Source organism: Chitinophaga sp. (assembly GCF_035761305.1).
GTDB lineage: Bacteria > Bacteroidota > Bacteroidia > Chitinophagales > Chitinophagaceae > Chitinophaga.
Genome location: NZ_DASTRI010000084.1, coordinates 13,236 through 28,936, shown reverse-complemented (window position 1 = coordinate 28,936; position 15,701 = coordinate 13,236). Strand labels below are relative to the sequence as shown.

Here is a 15,701-nt window from a genome sequence, read left to right as displayed (position 1 = left end):
TGGTGTTTTATACTGCATGGGAAATAGCCAACCGGGAAGAAAGGCTGCCGGTAGACCGGCATGAGAAATAACACTGCACGGGCTCCTTTTTCAGGAGCCCCATGCATTTTATTCATTTTCGTATAGCCACAAAAAAAATAGGTTATCCCCTTTTTTTTCAATAACTTAGTTACAGTAGTAAAGCATTAAATAAGTAAAATATTTTTTATTTGTTTAATGTATGTAGTGTCGAGATAAACATTTGAATAGTACCAGCCAATCATAAACAAAACAGGAAACCCGGATCAAATTGAATAACCTGGTATTGTTCGGTACTAACAATTATAATTATATAAATAATCATTGAGCGGTTATCAAAGGCAATATGGTTATGTAGAATGCAAGTTTAATTGTGCCCCGCTTTTGTTAAGGTAAACAGCAATAAATTACCGTTAATGAAACATTCCCAAAATTACGTTCCCCCCATTCCGTTAGGCAATGGATATATGGCTACAACAGCAAGGCGCAATCTATTATTGTAATTGTATAATCCTAAAAGTAACACTCATATGTGCACCACCGAATTCAACAACCTGTTAATGGGAAATGCTGATTTCCTGAGGCCCTACGCAATTACACTTACCAAGGATTCGGAGTCTGCAAAAGACCTTTACCAGGAAACACTGTACCGGGCGCTGGCTAACCGCGAAAAGTACCTGGCCGGCACCAACATCCGGGCCTGGCTGTATACCATAATGCGCAATATTTTCATTAACAACTACCGCCGGGGCAACCGGCAGTACCGCCTGCTGGATAATGCCATGGGCGAATACCTGCTGCATCACCAGCAGCCCTCTATCAGCAACTACGCCGAAACCGGCCTGCGTGTAAAAGATGTGCACATGGCTATTTATAACCTGCCTGTTATTTTTAAGCAACCTTTTCTGCTGTATTTTGAAGGATATAAATATTACGAGATTGCCATGATACTGAATGAACCCCTTGGCACGGTGAAAAGCCGCATACACTTTGCGCGCAAAATGCTGAAGTCGCGCATAGCGCGGTACTGAAGCCGTTGCCGGCAGCTATTCATACCAATAACCATAACAACTACTGCACCGCATAGGGAATTTGGTTATTTTTACACCCTGATGAAGCCAAACTACTTAGACGAACTGAATGAACGGCAGCAGGAAGCCGTAATACATATTAACGGGCCGCTGATGATTGTAGCAGGCGCCGGCTCCGGTAAAACCAAAGTGCTTACCACCCGTATAGCACACCTCATGCGAAACGGGGTAGACGCCTTTAACATACTGGCGCTTACCTTTACCAACAAGGCCGCCCGGGAAATGAAAGAGCGTGTGGAAAAAATACTGGGCGGCAGCGAAGCCCGTAACCTTTACATTGGTACCTTCCACTCTGTATTTGCCCGGCTGCTGCGCGCAGAGGCCCACCGCCTGGGCTATCCCAACGATTTTACCATTTACGATACGGACGATGCCAAGAGCGTGCTCAAAACCATTATTAACGAGCAGAACCTGGATGATAAGCACTACAAGCCTAACTTCGTGTACAACCGTATTTCCGCGGCCAAAAACAGCCTTATGGGCCCGGAAGAATACCAGCATGATTATTACGTTCAGCAGGAAGATATGCGGGCCAACCGCCCCATGATCGGCAAAATATACGACATGTACGCCAAGCGCTGCTTTAAGAACGGCGCTATGGATTTCGACGACCTGCTGTTTAAAATGTACATACTGCTGAAACAGTTCCCGGAAACGCTGCACAAATACCAGCACAAGTTTAAATACATTATGATCGACGAGTACCAGGACACCAACCCTGCGCAGTACGAGATCATTAAGCTGCTGGGCGCCGTGCATGAAAATATTTGCGTGGTGGGAGATGATGCGCAAAGCATTTACTCTTTCCGCGGCGCCACCATCCAGAACATCCTGCAGTTTGAAAAGGATTATGAAGATGTGCATGTGGTGAAGCTGGAGCAGAACTACCGCAGCACCAAATCCATCCTGAACGTAGCCAATGAAGTAATAGCGCATAATAAAAGCCAGATAGAAAAAGCCCTGTGGACCAACAACATGGAAGGCGAAAAAATAAAGCTGGTGCGCACCATGACGGATAATGAGGAAGGCAAGTATGTGGCGGATATTATTGCAGAGCAGAAGCTGCGCAACCATTATGAAAACCGTGACTTCGCCATCCTGTACCGCACCAATGCGCAAAGCCGCTCTTTTGAAGAAAGCCTGCGCCGCAAAGCCATTCCCTACCGCATTTACGGCGGCATATCGTTCTACCAGCGCAAGGAAATAAAAGACTTCCTGGCCTACCTGCGCATTACCATTAATACCCGCGATGAGGAAAGCCTGAAGCGCATTATCAACTACCCGGTAAGGGGCATTGGTAAAACCACCATTGAAAAAGCAGTGATATACAGCAATGAGCAAAATATTACGCTGTGGGAAGTGCTGGAAAGGGGCCGGGAATTTGGCTTTAAAGGCGGTACGCTGGAGGCGGTGGAAGGTTTTGTAACCATGATCCGCAGCTTCCAGGCCCTTATGACCAGGCACAATGCCTATGATGTAGCCGTACAGGTAGGCAAAAGCACCAATATTGTAAAAGAGTTGTTTAACGATAAAACCACCGAAGGCCTGGCCCGGTATGAGAACATACAGGAGCTGCTGAACTCTATTAAAGAGTTTACAGAAACACCTACGGAAGATGGGGAGCTGCTGGATAAAAGCCTGGGCGCTTACCTGCAGCAGATCACCTTGCTCACGGATGCTGACCAGGGCAATGATGAGAACAGCGATGTGGTTAGGCTAATGACCATACACGCCGCCAAAGGTCTGGAGTTTCCGGTAGTATTTTCCGTTGGGCTGGAGGAAAACCTGTTTCCCAGCACCCTTTCTATCAATACCCGTGAAGAGCTGGAAGAGGAGCGCCGCCTGTTTTATGTAGCCATTACCCGCGCCAAATCGCGCCTGTGGCTTACCTACGCCAACAGCCGCTACCGCTTTGGCAGCCTGGTGCAGAATGAGCCCAGCCGCTTCCTGGAAGAAATGCCTGAACAATTTGTTGACCGCAGCTACGCCGGCGGCAACGCCATGCGTGGTACCGGTTTTGGCAGTGGCGGCGGTTTGTGGAACAACGGCGGTAATATGTTTGACCGCATGCAAAAGAAAACACCGGCCGGCCCGGCTGCTACATCTTCTGCTGCAGCCCGCCCGGCGCCCAAGCCGGCAGCGCCGGCCAGCACCCATGTGCCCTCTCCCGGCTTTACCCCCGACGACCCGGCTACCATGGAGGCCGGTATGGAGGTAGAGCACCAGAAGTTTGGCTTTGGCACCATCCTGAGCATGGAGGGCGCGCCCAACAACCGTATAGCAACGGTGGTATTTCCCAAAGGCGGCGGTGAGAAAAAGATCATGCTGAACTATGCCCGGTTAATGATTGTGAAAAAATAACTGTTGATAATTAAATCTTTTAGCGGTTAGCACTTAGTATTTGTACGGCTAAGGGCTAACCGCTAAGCATTTTAAAAAATGAATACAGCTGCTTTACAAAAGCTCCGCCATTACTGCGCTTACCAGGAGCGCTGCCATAGCGAAGTAGAACATAAGTGCCGGGAACTGGGGCTGCGCGGTGAGGAGATAGGCGAAGCCATTGCAGCGCTGATAGGCGATAATTTCCTGAATGAGGAGCGCTTTGCCAAAGCCTTTGCCGGTGGTAAGTTCCGTACCAGGCAGTGGGGCCGCCGTAAAATTACCCTGGAGCTGCAGCAAAGGCAGGTATCGGCCTACTGCATTAAAAAAGGGCTGCAGGAAATAGACGAAGATGACTACCGGCGGGTATTACAGCAGCAGGCCGCAAAAAAATACGCATCGCTGCAGGGGCAGCACCCCGTGAAACAAAAGCTCAAAACCATCCAGTACCTGGTGCAAAAGGGGTTTGAACCGGCGCTGGCCCAGGCCGCGCTTGAAGAAATTGTAAATGACCCCTCCTAAAAAGCCCATAATTTAAAAAGTTTTTAAGCTCATTGAACGTACATTTGTTAATCACGAATTACGAATTGTTCAATGCGGATGGGGCAGTGTAACAGCTGTTATGTGCGGCATGAAATAGCGATGCCTGGCTAAATAGTGGTAACATTTTGATCTTTTGTAATTGAACAGGTATTGTTCGGGCAATAGCAGCTACACCTCAATCATTCGTAATTTGTAATTCGTAAATGATAATTAGCTTGTATGTCGGATTTAAAAGTAACACTCATCCAAACGCAGCTGTACTGGGAAAACATTGCAGACAACCTGCGTATGTTTGATGAAAAGATCAATGCTATCCCGGAGCGGACGGAAATAATTGTGCTGCCGGAAATGTTCAGCACCGGCTTTAGCATGCAGTCGGAAAAGCTGGCCGAAACCATGGATGGCAGCGCCGTGCAGTGGATGAAGAAAAAATCAGCAGAAAAAAACGTGATCATCACCGGCAGCCTTATCATCAGGGATGGCGACCGGTATGTGAACCGCCTTATATGGATGCAGCCCAACGGCGTGTATGGTGTTTACGATAAACGCCACCTGTTTGGCTATGCCGGCGAGCATGAGCATTACCTGCCCGGCGATAAGCGCCTTATAGCGCAGGTAAAGGGCTGGAAAATAAACCTTACCGTTTGTTACGATCTGCGTTTTCCCGTATGGGCGCGCAACGCCATTGTTCCGGAAACCGGCGCCCCGGCCTATGATGTGCTTATAAATGTGGCCAACTGGCCCGAACGGCGCAGTACCCCCTGGAAAACGCTGCTGCAGGCCCGCGCCATAGAAAACCAGGCTTATGTGGTGGGGGTGAACCGCGTGGGTAACGACGGTAACAACATTTACCACAGCGGCGATAGCAGCGTTATTGATCCCCTGGGAGAGATCATTTACCAGAAAAGTCATGATGAAGATATATTCACCTGTACGCTGGAACGCGCCCGCCTGGAGGAAGTACGCGAAAAGCTGCCTTTCCTGAAGGATGCAGACAGGTTCCAGGTGCTGTAGCTGTTTATGATGCGGCCGGGCAGCAACCCGGTAGTAATTAATCTTATATCCATGTCTTTACTATCCGGTATTCACCATATTGCCATTATCTGTTCCAATTACGAACGTAGCAAAGCCTTTTACACGCAGGTGCTGGGCATGCAGGTAGTGCGCGAAGTGTACCGGGAGGAGCGACGGTCCTGGAAGCTGGACCTGGCCCTTGGCACGCAGTATGTAATAGAGCTGTTCTCTTTTCCCGCGCCGCCGCCCCGCCCCAGCCGCCCGGAGGCACAGGGTTTGCGGCACCTGGCTTTTACAGTGGCGGATGTAGAGAAGGCGGTGCAGCAGCTGCAGGCCGCCGGTGTAAGCGCAGAGCCCATCCGCACAGACCCTTATACGGGCAAACGCTTTACCTTTTTTACCGACCCTGACGGACTACCTTTAGAGCTATACGAAATTTAACCTTACAGCCATGCCAGTTACTTACACCAATGCACGCATCTTCACCGGCGACCGTTTCCTGGAAAACCATGCAGTGCTTACTGATAACGGGCAAATACTGGGCGTACTGCCTGCTTCGGAGCTGCCTGCCAATACAACGGTGGTTGACCTGCAGGGTGCTACCCTGGCGCCTGCGCTTATAGACCTGCAGATATACGGGGGCAATGGGCACCTGTTCCCTTTTAGTTTAGATGCCGCCTCACTGCAGGGCGTATACGAATATTGCCGCGGCGGAGGGGCTGCATATTTTATGCCCACCATACCTACCAGCTCCCGGAAGGTAATGCTGCGCGCCATACAGGCGGTAAAAGATTACTGGCAGCAGGGCGGCAAAGGCGTGCTGGGCCTGCACCTGGAAGGCCCTTTTATGAACCCGGTGAAAAAGGGAGCGCACCTGGAGCAATATATTCATGCCCCTACCCAACAGGATATTGACGAGCTGCTGGCCCATGGCCGGGATGTGATTAAGATGATGACGCTGGCGCCGGAGCGCTGTGATCCCGCGCTGGTAAAGCAGCTGCAGGATGCGGGGGTGCTGGTGTCGGCCGGGCACAGTAACGCCGCCTATGACCAGGCCTATGCGGCATTTGAACGGGGCATACCCACGGCCACGCACCTGTTCAATGCCATGTCGGCCCTGCAAAGCCGGGCGCCGGGTATGGTGGGCGCTATTTATGATCATGACCGTGTATGCGCCAGCGTGGTAGCAGATGGTATTCATGTGGATTTTGCATCCATCCGTATCAGTAAAAAAATTATGGGCCCCCGCCTGTTCCTGATCACCGATGCCGTGGCGGAAGCCCGCAGCGGCGACTACATTTATATTTTTGATAAAGACCGGTATGTGAACGCGCAGGGTACGCTGGCCGGCTCGTGCCTTACCATGATGCAGGCCGTAAAGAACTGCGTTGAAAAGGTAGGTATACCGCTGGAAGAGGCGCTGCGTATGGCCGCCGCTTACCCCGCCGCCCTGGCAGGAAAGGAAAATGAGCTGGGCCGCATTGCCGCCGGCTACTGTGCCAGTATGGTGGCATTCAATGAGCAGCTGCAGGTAGTGCGTATGATAACGGATTGAAGTATCTTCGCGCTTAACAATTTCTTAATCTGCTCAGGAAGATATGGCAGCACTAATGCGTTTTTTTACCAAAGATCATTACAGGAATAGTTTTTTACTGGGCTGGCTAGTGCTGGCATTAGTGCAGGCAGGAGTAACACAGCTAATGGATGATGAAGCCTATTACTGGGTATACTCCCGCCACCTGGACTGGGGCTACTTTGATCATCCTCCCATGATAGCGCTGCTCATTAAAATGGGGTATGCGCTGTTCCACAACGAGTTTGGCGTACGGCTTTTTATGGTGGTGCTGAATGTGTGCACCCTCTGGATCACCTGGCACCTGATACCCCAAAAACATAACCGCCTGTTCTATATGGTATTGTGCGCCATGGGCGCCATGCAAATAGGCGGCATGCTGGCCGTGCCCGATGTACCGCTCATATTTTTTGCCGCTTTATACTTTTGGATATACCGCCTGTTCCTGGAACAGCAAACCTGGCGTAACACGCTGCTGCTGGGCATTAGCATGGCCCTGCTGTTTTACAGCAAATACCATGGCATACTGCTGGTGCTGTTTACCGTAGTATCTAACCCTAACCTGCTGCGGGTATTCAAGTTTTATGTGGCCTGTATTATTACCACTGCTTTATTTCTGCCGCATATTTACTGGCAGGTAGCCCATGGCTTTCCCTCACTGCAATACCATTTGGTAGAGCGGAATGCCGCGGTTTACCATATAAGCTATACAACCGAGTACCTGCTTGGCCAATTGCTGTTATTTGGTCCCGTAGCCGGCTGGCTGCTGCTGTATTATGCTTTTGTATGCCCTATACAAAGCAGCTTTGAGCGCACGCTGAAAGTAACGCTTATAGGCGTGCTGGCTTTTTTCCTGCTCAGCACCTACAAAGGGCGCGTAGAGGCTAACTGGACGGTGATGGTATTTGTACCGGCGGTAATACTGGCGCACCAGGCCATTATACGCCGCAGGGGATCATGGAAGCTGCTGCGGGTGCTGGCCTATGTAACGCTGGCTGTTGTGCTGGTGGTGCGGGTGTATATGGCGTGGGACTTTTTACCCGGCGTAGCCATACGGCCGGAAATACATCATAACCGGGAGTGGGCCCGGGCCCTGCATGCCAGGGCCGGCAACCGGCCGGTAGTGTTCCTGAACAGCTACCAGCTGCCATCCAAATACATGTTTTATATACCGGGTGCGGTGGCTTACAGTGTTAACAGCCGTTATGCACGGCGCAGCCAGTACAATTACTGGGACACCGAAACGCAAATGTGGGGCAAACCGGTAATGCTGGCCTTTCAGCCCCGTACCGACCTTCCGGTAACAGATAGCATTAAAACAGTAAAGGGCACCTGGGAATACTACGATATACCGCAATACTATTCATACTCTCTCAGCCGGCTCATACCTGTTATAAAAAAGGTGCAGGTACGCCCCGGCGAGCATATGACCTTTGTTTTAAAAGTGCGCAGCGGTTATAACCAGCCCTTGCCGCACGATACGGCCCAGGAGGCTTTGCTGGGCTATGCCTTTACCCACGACCGGGAGGGCCTGCCGGCAGTAAAAACATCTATGAGCCTGTTTAAAGCCATTAAGCGCCGTATTATTCATATAGATGTGGCAATGCCGGAGCAGCCGGGCACTTACCAGCTGAAGTTCTGCGTATTTGCAGGCATACTGCCCCCTACGCATAATAGTGAAACCATACAGGTGGTGGTAAAAAAATAATGGGTGGGCGGTTACTGTTCAAACGCATTCCAGCCCTGGGCTACCAACTTATACTTATTGCCGCCTTTTGTAATAATGTGCGCTCCTTCGCTAATGTCCGTCATGTAGCCAATAACGCTGATCTGTTCTGACAGCACCAGCTTGTCATAATCTTCCTGCTTAATGGTGAACAGCAGCTCGTAGTCTTCCCCGCCGCTGAGCGCACACGCAGTGGGGTCCAGGCCGAATTTGAGGGCCTGCTGCCTGCTTTGGTCTGCAATAGGTATTTTTTCTTCGTACACCACGCAGCCCAGGTTACTTTGCTTACAAATGTGCAGGGTTTCGGAGCTAAGGCCGTCGCTGATGTCCATCATGGCGGTGGGCTTTACATCCTGCGCTTCCAGGTATTCAACAATATCTTTACGGGCTTCGGGTTTCAGCTGCCGGCCAATGGTATAGGTTTGGTTTTCCAGATCGGGCTGCAACTGCGGGTTCTCCTGGAAAATCCTTTTTTCCCGCTCCAGCAGGGTAAGGCCCAGGAAAGCCGCGCCCAGGTCGCCGGAAACGCAAAGCAGGTCGCCTTTTTGGGCGGTGGAGCGCTTTACGAACTGGTCGGGTGTTACCTCTCCGATGGCGGTTACGCTAATTACAAAGCCTTTCTGGGAAGAGGAGGTATCTCCGCCAATAAGGTCTACCCCGTATTTTTCACAGGCGGCATACACGCCTTCATAAAACTCGTTCAGGGCTTCTACCGAAAAGCGGTTGCTGAAGGCAATGCTAAGGGTAATGTGGGTAGGGGTGGCGTTCATGGCGTATATATCCGACAGGTTCACCACAACGGATTTATAGCCCAGGTGCTTCAGGGGGGTATACATGAGATCAAAGTGAATGCCTTCCACCAGCATATCGGTGGTGATAACCGTTTGCTTGCCAAAATGGTCAATTACTGCCGCATCGTCGCCTACGCCCAGCACGGTGCTGGCCTGCTGTATCTCTATGTTACGGGTTAAAAAGTCGATGAGGCCAAACTCCCCCAGGGAGCTGATCTCGGTCCGTTCTTCACTCATGCTGATTTATGATTTATTGCCCTGGAAATTATGCCTTGTTGATTGCCTGCAGCAGCTGATCATGGATTTTGCCGTTGGTGGCAACAATTTTTTTCTGGTGGGGAGAGAAATAGTCCCCTTTAAAATCAGTAACCTTACCGCCTGCTTCTTCCACAATAATAAAACCGGCGGCAGAGTCCCATGCATTCAGCTTGTGCTCGTAAAAGCCATCAAAACGGCCGCAGGCTACCCAGCAAAGGTCAATAGCAGCGGAGCCCAGGCGGCGCAGGGGCAGCCCCTGTTTAATAAAGCGGCCAAACACGGTTACAGGATCATTTTCCTGCTCTTCCCAGGTGTAAGGGAAACCGGTTACCAGGCAGGCCTTGGCCAGGTCTGTTTTGGCAGATACCTGTATGGGCTTGTCGTTCAGGGTAGCGCCCTTTCCTTTTTCCGCGAAGAAAAACTCGTTCATGAACGGGTTGTACACGGCGCCCATGATCATTTCACCATCCTGCTCCACGCCTATTGATACACAGCACAGGGGTATGCCGTGGGCAAAGTTCACAGTGCCGTCCAGCGGATCTATGATCCACTTGGTGGTAGAGGCAGTGCTCAGCTCCCCGGCTTCTTCGCTGAGAATGTAGTGGTCCGGGAAAGTTTCGCGTATAACATTCAGTATGGCGGTTTCCGCTTTTTTATCGGCTTCTGTTACCAGGTCGTTGACAGTGCTTTTACTGTCTACCTGGAAAGTGCCGTTAAAATATTCCTGTAAGATTTTTCCTCCGGCTTGTGTAGCTTTGATCAAAGTGGCTTTTAACATGCCGCAAAGGTAGGAATTTACCCCTACTAACCACTTATAACTAATTACTGTATTTTTGCATTTCAAATAATGTGAAGGAAAATTAATGGCCATCATCGGTAATCTTATATCCAGGTCACTGCGCATCCGTAAGAAGTTCACAGTTAAGTTAGGAACTCCCCGCCAATACCAGCTCCAGGTACTGCATAGGTTGCTGGAGAAGGCAAAAAATACGCAGTTTGGCCGCCATTACAAGTTCCAGGAAATATTAGATAGTCCGAACTTTATGGCACAATACCGGGCCCGTGTGCCGGTGCATAACTACAACAAAATGAATGCGGAGTGGTGGTACAAATGCCTGGAGGGGGAAGACAATGTGAGCTGGCCCGAAAAGATAAAGTACTTCGCCCTTAGTTCCGGCACTTCCGAGTCTGCCAGCAAACATATACCTGTTACCCGCGACATGCTGCGCACCGTTAAAAAAGTAGGGGTAAAGCAGCTATACTCCATGGCTAACTTTGATATACCGCCCAAATCCTTTGAAAAAGGCATCCTGATGCTGGGAGGCACCACCTCCCTGTATGAGCGGGGCGATTATTATGAAGGCGATATGAGCGGTATACAGGCTAAAAACATTCCCCGCTGGTTCCGCCGCTTTTACAAACCGGGCGGCCGCATTTCCAAAAAGCCCAACTGGGAGCAGCGTATAAAGCTGATTGTGCGCAAAGCGCGGCAGTGGGATGTAGGCACCGTATGCGGGGTACCTGCCTGGGTGCAGATAGTGCTGGAGGAGATCATTAAATACCACGGCGTTAAAAACATTCATGAAATATGGCCCAACCTGGCCATTTATATACACGGGGGCGTTTCATTTGAGCCTTATCGCGACAGTTTCCAGAAGCTGCTGGGCAAGCCCATTACGTTCATAGAAACATACATGGCGTCCGAAGGCTCTTTTGGTTTCCAGGCCCGGCCGGGCACCAAGGGTATTAAGCTGGTGCTGAACGCCGGCATTTTCTTTGAGTTTATACCGTTTAACGAAGAAAATTTTGATGCAGACGGAGAGGTAAAACCCAATCCAAAATCCTACATGATCCACGAAGTGGTGGAGGATGTGGAGTATGCCGTAATGCTGAGCACGTGCGCGGGCGCCTGGCGCTACCTGATAGGGGATGTGGTAAAGTTTACCTCTGTGAAAGAGCATGAAATAGTGATCGTAGGCCGTACCAAACAGTTCCTGAGCCTGTGCGGCGAGCATATGAGCATTGATAACATGAACAAGGCCATTGATACGGTACAGAAAAAGCTGGGCATTACGGTAAAGGAATTTACCATTGCAGGCTTCCCGTATGAGAACCTGTTTGCACACCGCTGGTACATTGGTACAGACGATCCGAATGTGGATAGCCAAAAAGTGCGGGATATTATTGATAAAACGCTGAGTGAGGTAAACGACGACTATGCCGTGGAAAGAACCTCTGCCTTAAAAGAGGTATTTGTAGAAATACTGCCGAATGAGGTGTTTATCGACTACCTGCGCTGCAAGGGCAAGGAAGGGGCTATGAACAAATTCCCCCGGGTAATGAAGGGAGAAAAGGCAAAAGACTGGGAACGTTTCCTGGAAACAAAAGCAGTGGCTAACGGAAAGTAAGGTGTAGGACAATTGATTATGTATATTAACCTTTTGAAAAAAGATGGGTAACTTTAGCAATTTAGTTACCCTTTTTTTATTACATGATAGCAGCAATTGTGCAAGGCTTGGGATTGGGCTTATTTTTATCGTTATCGGTGGGGCCGGTAATATTTGCCATTATCAAGTACAGTATTAACAATGGTTTTAAGGCAGGCATCAGCTTTGTGCTGGGCGTATCTTTCAGCGATATATTGTTTGTGCTGACGGGGAACCTGGCTACCTCTTTTATTGAGGGGCTGGAGGACTACAAGCGCAGCATTGGCATTGTGGGCGGCATTCTGCTGGTAGGCCTGGGCGTATACGGGCTGCTTTTCAAAAAAACACGGCTCAGCACCGGGGAGGAGAAACCGGAAATGTTCCGTACGCACGATTATTTAAAGATATGGCTAACGGGCTTCCTGATGAATACGCTGAACCCGGGTGTTATTATTTTCTGGTTAGGGGTATGCGTGGCCAACAGCGCCACATCGGTAATGCACCGGCTTATTATGTTTACGCTATGCCTGGGCTTTGTACTGTCTACCGATATTTTTAAAGTATTTGTGAGCAATAAGATCCGGCATAAGCTAACCCTGAATAATGTAGTGATATTGAACAAGATAGCCGGCGCCAGCATGGTAGTGTTTGGAATGGTGCTGCTGTACAAGGTGCTGTTTGATGCAGCCGGGCTTGGACACTGAAACGATGTGCGGATGCACAAATATGCAGATGTGCAGATGGATTGAATTTATTCCAATAAAAAAGAGCAAATGGTTACCATTTGCTCTTTTCATTTTATAAAATTACTTCGCCGTTATAATCATCTGCACATCTGCATATTTGTGCATCTGCACATCGTTTATCTTATCGTCCAGGTTTCGTTGCCGGCCAGCAGCTTATCCAGGTCGCCGGGGCCTCTTTTGGCAATAGCCTCTTCGATCTGGTAGGCCATTGTTTCTTCGTAAGTAGGGCGGCTGTGCTGGTAAAATACGCCAAAGGGGCGGGGCAGGTGGCCTTCAATACGGGGATCGTCAAATATGCGCGTTAACAGCTGCGCTTTATAGAAATCCCGTTCGTCATGAACCCACAGGTCATCAGCGCCGTACTCCGCACCCAGGGTTACTACCACGGGTTTTAACCCATCCAGGCGGATGCCTTTATCTTTTTGCGCACCAAACACCAGGGGCTGGCCCTGTTCCAGGAACACTGTTTCTGTGGCTTTGGAGCCTTTTTCAGTAAAGATCTCAAAAGCGCCGTCGTTAAAAATGTTACAGTTCTGGTAAATTTCCAGGAAAGAGGCGCCTTTGTGGGCATGGCTGCGCTTCAGCATTTCCTGCAGGTGCTTGGGATCGCGGTCCATGCTGCGGGCAATAAAGGTAGCATCCGCACCCAGGGCCAGGGCCAGGGGATTAAACGGATGGTCGATACTGCCATAGGGAGTTGATTTTGTAACCTTATTCTGTTCGGAGGTAGGAGAGTACTGGCCTTTGGTAAGCCCGTAAATCTGGTTATTGAACAGCATAACGTTCAGGTCAAAATTACGGCGCAGCAGGTGAATGGTGTGGTTACCGCCTATGGAAAGGCCGTCCCCGTCGCCGGTTACTACCCATATGCTCAGCTCAGGGCGGCTGGCCTTTAAGCCGGAGGCAATAGCCGTGGCGCGGCCATGGATCGAGTGCATACCGTAGGTGTTCATATAATACGGGAAACGGGATGAGCACCCGATACCGGAAATGATCACTATATTTTCACGGGGTATGCCTAACCCCGGCATAATGGTTTGTACCTGCTTTAATATGGAATAGTCCCCGCAACCCGGGCACCAGCGTACTTCCTGGTCCGTTGCAAAATCCTTGGCGGTAAGCGCCTGCGGGGCGATAGTGGCTGTTGACATTGTTATATATTAAAAGTCTGCAAAGTTAATTAAGAATGAATAATTAATAATTAATACCTGCTGCGGATTTAATTAATGGTTAATAATGAATAATTAATACCTGACGCGAATATCCAGCAAACGCCTTTATTATTAATTCTTCATTCTTAATTATTCATTAAAAGGTCCCAGTATTCTGCTGCACGGCGGGTATGGGGTATTACAATAGTGCCGCCTACAATATTGGCTACGGCAAATATCTCATACATTTCCTCCGTAGTTACGCCCTGCTCATGGCATTTTCCCAGGTGGTACTTAATGCAATCGTCGCAGCGCAGCACCATCGACGATACAAGGCCCAGCATTTCCTTTACTTTAGTGCTCAGCGCTCCTGCCGCATACGTATTGGTATCAAGGTTAAACAGGCGGTTAATTACCTTGTTCTGCTTGCCCAGTATCACCTCATTCATCCTGGCCCGGTAGTCATTAAATTCTTGGATCTGATCTGCCATACGTTTTTCTATTTCACCGCTAAAGCTATGAAAGGATTTGCAAATATAAATAATCTACCTCATTGGTGGACTATTTGCCGGGAGATAGGCCATAATAAAAGGTTATTAGCTATAACTTATGATTATGAAGTAAATGACCAGATGCAAATGTGCAATGCAAATGTGCAGATGTGCGGGTATGCAGATGTGCGGATGGAGGCGGATAGATGTGCCCGTAGGGGGCTGCGCGGATGTGGAAGGTTTGGGATGGAGCGGGTGAATATGGGTATATGGATATGCATGTGACAGATGTGGGAAAAGATGTAGGGGTTTATGCAGGGGGGAGTAGTTGCGCAGCAATGGCGCAGCAATAGCTCCCTAGGAAAAACCCCGTTTTTCCGCAGTTGCACCGCAGTAGCGCAGGGAAAAAAGTGGTTATCCCCGGTGCCTGGGCTTTAGCTTAACATAGGCTTTTATGAACAGCGGCGGCACCAGGTCGCGGAGCACCTTTTTAACATCCGCCTTGGTATCTTCCAGCTTATCCTTCCTGATCCTGAACAAGGTGCTGTGGTAACCAAGGGAAGGGTCTACCTCTTCTGCGGGGCGGCCATTGGTATAGTAATACAGGGCAATGGATTTGCGGGACCTGTTTTCGGGGCAATTCAGCGGATCGGGGTGGCCGTGGTACGAAAAAGAGGTGGTGGAAAAAATGGCCATGCGGTTAAACAGGGGTAATATTTTCACCTGCGCCTGCTCCATGTTCCGGTCCCATAGCTCAAAATGGCCACCGTACTCCTCTTCCCAGTCTTTATTGAGATAAATCAATACATTCAGGCGCCTGTCCAGCCCCGTGGCGGGATGTTTATTGAAGTCGGCATGTATTTTCAAAAGGCCGCCGCGCAGTATCTGGTGCAGGCCGCCGCCTTCCAGGGCCGGGTCGGGGATAAGGTTGCGGATGCCGGTCAGGTTTTCCAGGAAATCCAAAAAAGGCCGGGAGTTAAGGGTATGGATGAAGTGCCGGGTAAAAGAACCGTATTCCATTTCATTGCGGGAGGCCAGCTTTAATTCCTGCCGGTTGTTATACCGTTGCCAGTTAATCTGCGCTGTGCCGGGAAATTCTTCCAGTACGGTGTTCAGCACTTCTTCCGGGAATACATTGTCAAAATAAATGTGCGGGAAAGGGGCAGCGGTAACGTATTTATCACGATTGTTTTTGGCCAGCGCCTGCAGCTTAGCCGTTTCCAGGTCATAAAAGGGCATAAGAAGTTCTTTGCAAGCAATAGACAGCAGGGTGTAAGGGAAAGGTTGGGTAAAAAGAGGCTAAAAGAATGTAAAATGATGAATGTAAGATGTAAAATGTAAAAGTAAGAGGAAATGGTTGCGCCAGGATCAGTAATACTGTTTTAAAGGTGGAACGAAAAGCAGGGGAGAAGAAAGGCGGAATGATATAAGCGTTTCCGTGATGGAATAGCCCAACAGTAGCATAACCCCGCGAACGATAATTGATGATAACGG

Annotated in this window: 14 protein-coding genes; 9 read left to right on the top strand and 5 right to left on the bottom strand. The window is 49.6% G+C overall.

Features of this window, described 5'->3' with window-relative positions:
- The first annotated feature begins 548 nt into the window (after window positions 1–548).
- From VFS25_RS07495 to VFS25_RS07465, 7 genes are all read left to right on the top strand, one after another.
- Window positions 549–1,049, top strand: coding sequence for an RNA polymerase sigma factor (locus VFS25_RS07495; protein WP_326461506.1), 501 nt, complete (start codon window positions 549–551; stop codon window positions 1,047–1,049).
- A gap of 81 nt (window positions 1,050–1,130) precedes the next feature.
- Entirely contained in the window at window positions 1,131–3,470 is a 2,340-nt protein-coding gene (locus VFS25_RS07490; RefSeq protein WP_326461505.1) for an ATP-dependent helicase, read from the top strand.
- A 78-nt stretch (window positions 3,471–3,548) separates the two neighbouring features.
- Entirely contained in the window at window positions 3,549–4,010 is a 462-nt protein-coding gene (locus tag VFS25_RS07485) for a regulatory protein RecX (RefSeq protein WP_326461504.1), read from the top strand.
- Window positions 4,011–4,250: 240 nt separating this feature from the next.
- On the top strand, window positions 4,251–5,045 hold the full coding sequence (locus VFS25_RS07480; RefSeq protein WP_326461503.1) for an amidohydrolase: 795 nt from the start codon (window positions 4,251–4,253) through the stop codon (window positions 5,043–5,045).
- 51 nt (window positions 5,046–5,096) lie between these two features.
- Window positions 5,097–5,486, top strand: a complete 390-nt coding sequence (locus VFS25_RS07475) for a VOC family protein (RefSeq protein ID WP_326461502.1) — start codon at window positions 5,097–5,099, stop codon at window positions 5,484–5,486.
- Between the two features lie 10 nt (window positions 5,487–5,496).
- Window positions 5,497–6,600 (top strand): N-acetylglucosamine-6-phosphate deacetylase, encoded by a 1,104-nt coding sequence (gene nagA / locus VFS25_RS07470; protein ID WP_326461501.1) that lies wholly within the window; start codon window positions 5,497–5,499, stop codon window positions 6,598–6,600.
- A gap of 43 nt (window positions 6,601–6,643) precedes the next feature.
- Window positions 6,644–8,326, top strand: coding sequence for an ArnT family glycosyltransferase (locus VFS25_RS07465; RefSeq protein ID WP_326461500.1), 1,683 nt, complete (start codon window positions 6,644–6,646; stop codon window positions 8,324–8,326).
- Between the two features lie 11 nt (window positions 8,327–8,337).
- On the opposite strand, the gene thiL is transcribed toward VFS25_RS07465, so the two are convergent.
- Both thiL and VFS25_RS07455 read right to left on the bottom strand, forming a co-directional pair.
- Window positions 8,338–9,372, bottom strand: a complete 1,035-nt coding sequence (thiL, locus tag VFS25_RS07460) for a thiamine-phosphate kinase (RefSeq protein ID WP_326461499.1) — start codon at window positions 9,370–9,372, stop codon at window positions 8,338–8,340.
- Between the two features lie 28 nt (window positions 9,373–9,400).
- Complete coding sequence (locus VFS25_RS07455; RefSeq protein ID WP_326461498.1) at window positions 9,401–10,171, bottom strand: inositol monophosphatase family protein; 771 nt, start codon at window positions 10,169–10,171, stop codon at window positions 9,401–9,403.
- An 85-nt stretch (window positions 10,172–10,256) separates the two neighbouring features.
- On the opposite strand from VFS25_RS07455, the gene VFS25_RS07450 reads away from it, so the two are divergent.
- Together VFS25_RS07450 and VFS25_RS07445 are read left to right on the top strand one after the other, a co-directional pair.
- Entirely contained in the window at window positions 10,257–11,801 is a 1,545-nt protein-coding gene (locus tag VFS25_RS07450) for a GH3 family domain-containing protein (RefSeq protein WP_326461497.1), read from the top strand.
- Window positions 11,802–11,884: 83 nt separating this feature from the next.
- On the top strand, window positions 11,885–12,523 hold the full coding sequence (locus tag VFS25_RS07445) for a LysE family translocator (RefSeq protein ID WP_326461496.1): 639 nt from the start codon (window positions 11,885–11,887) through the stop codon (window positions 12,521–12,523).
- 158 nt (window positions 12,524–12,681) lie between these two features.
- On the opposite strand, the gene VFS25_RS07440 is transcribed toward VFS25_RS07445, so the two are convergent.
- The 3 genes from VFS25_RS07440 to VFS25_RS07430 all read right to left on the bottom strand — a co-directional run bounded on the left by VFS25_RS07440 (window position 12,682) and on the right by VFS25_RS07430 (window position 15,446).
- Complete coding sequence (locus VFS25_RS07440) at window positions 12,682–13,716, bottom strand: 2-oxoacid:ferredoxin oxidoreductase subunit beta (RefSeq protein WP_326461495.1); 1,035 nt, start codon at window positions 13,714–13,716, stop codon at window positions 12,682–12,684.
- A 146-nt stretch (window positions 13,717–13,862) separates the two neighbouring features.
- Window positions 13,863–14,207 (bottom strand): carboxymuconolactone decarboxylase family protein, encoded by a 345-nt coding sequence (locus VFS25_RS07435; protein ID WP_326461494.1) that lies wholly within the window; start codon window positions 14,205–14,207, stop codon window positions 13,863–13,865.
- 414 nt (window positions 14,208–14,621) lie between these two features.
- The gene (locus VFS25_RS07430; protein ID WP_326461493.1) at window positions 14,622–15,446 is read right to left on the bottom strand and encodes a 2OG-Fe(II) oxygenase; all 825 of its coding nucleotides are present in this window, start codon (window positions 15,444–15,446) and stop codon (window positions 14,622–14,624) included.
- Between the last annotated feature and the right edge of the window lie 255 nt (window positions 15,447–15,701).